We start from the raw sequence: 1,537 nt of genomic DNA, 5'->3' as shown, positions 1-1,537 counted from the left end.
AGAGTCCGTATTTAAAAACTGACCAACTTCACACCCTTATTTGAATCAGTTTAGTATGTTGGGTCCAAAGAGATCGTGTATAAGAAAATGGAATCGATAAGGCAATGTGAAGAACTTCTATGATTGGCAAAAAAGGAGAGGCAGTAATATGAAACACGTAGTGGCATTTGATGTCAGTATGGGAAAAAGTACAATGGTTATTTACGATCATTATCGCCAATGTGAATTTGAAGGTGAAATAGTCCATGATCGTCGCTCTTTCGAAAAACTAAATGACACTCTTGTTGCTTTGACACAACAAGATGGGCAAGCACCTGAGATTGTCTTTGAAGCGACAGGTGTTTATTCAAAACCACTAGAACGCTTTTTTTGTGATAAAGGTTATATGTATTATCGAGTTAACCCACTCGAAGCAAATCTCCAAATGGCTTCAATGAGGAGACATAAGACTGACAAAAATGATGCTCATGAACTTGCGAAAACTCACTTCAAAGTTGATAGAGAACAAACCTACCAGGAAGAAGATTATTATCAACAAATGCGTGCAATGACTAGATACTACGATGAGTTGAGTAGTGAAATGACGAACTTATATAGTCGTTTACATGCCATTCTTCAATTAAGTTTTCCTGGTTTAGAAAAACTGTTTAGTAAACGTTCTGCGTTATTTTTGAACGTCGTGCAATTATATCCTCATCCAAGTAATGTGTTAGATTGTTCAAAAACCGTGATTCGTAATCGTTTAAAAGCAAATACAAGAAAAAACTTATCTTTATCTCGTGCCGAAGAAAAAGCAATCGCTTTAATTGAAGCAGCAAAAGATACTTATCCTGCGATATCAAAGGATGATATCCGTTGTGATCAAGTCCGGGACTATGCTAAACGCATTGCAGACTTAAAGGAGAAAAGAGAACAACTTGTCCTAAAGATGGTCGAGTTATCGAAAGATAAACGAGAATATCAAATATTAATTTCATTTCCTGGTATTGGAGAAACAACAGCTGTGCGTTTAATTGGAGAACTAGGAGATATACGACGATTCAAAAACCATAAGCAATTGAATGCATATGTCGGTATTGATATTATGCGCTATCAATCTGGAAATACCTTTTATAAAGACAAGATTAATAAAAGAGGAAATAATAAGCTCAGAAAAATTCTATTTTATATGGTTCAAACAATGATTCAATTACGGAAAAACACAAAGAATCACATTGTTGATTATTATGATAAATTAAAAACGCAACCCCAGAGGAAACCTCATAAAGTTGCGTCCATTGCTTGTGTGAATAAGTTCTTGAAAACAGCTTTTCACCTTATCACACATAATCTGAAATACGATTACGAAAAGGCAACAATGCATCAGTAATCGTAAGTAAGATTATATCACAAAAGACCTGGCGAAAAAAATGGAAATCGTGAGGTCTATTTGTCATGCGAAAATTTATTTTGGAAGGAAGGGGTACCCCTTCCTTCCAAAATAAATTCATAATTACTAAATTATATTTTATAAAAAGTACTTGACTAGAGGTAAGAA

General features: G+C 34.5%; 1 protein-coding gene. It reads left to right on the top strand.

Annotation, left to right across the window (positions count from 1 at the left end; genetic code table 11):
* Positions 1-148 precede the first annotated feature (148 nt).
* Positions 149-1,369: an IS110 family RNA-guided transposase gene (locus GW534_RS15810; protein ID WP_161921923.1), complete on the top strand. Its 1,221-nt coding sequence runs from the start codon at positions 149-151 to the stop codon at positions 1,367-1,369.
* Positions 1,370-1,537 lie beyond the last annotated feature (168 nt).

Origin of the sequence: Pallidibacillus pasinlerensis (assembly GCF_009996845.1) — a bacterium.
GTDB lineage: Bacteria > Bacillota > Bacilli > Bacillales > Caldibacillaceae > Pallidibacillus > Pallidibacillus pasinlerensis.
This window is presented reverse-complemented; position numbering and strand designations above follow the sequence as displayed.

Excerpts from the sequence above, each read along its gene's own strand:
- GW534_RS15810 (WP_161921923.1), top strand. The coding sequence starts at position 149 with ATGAAACACGTAGTGGCATTTGATGTCAGTATGGGAAAAAGTACAATG.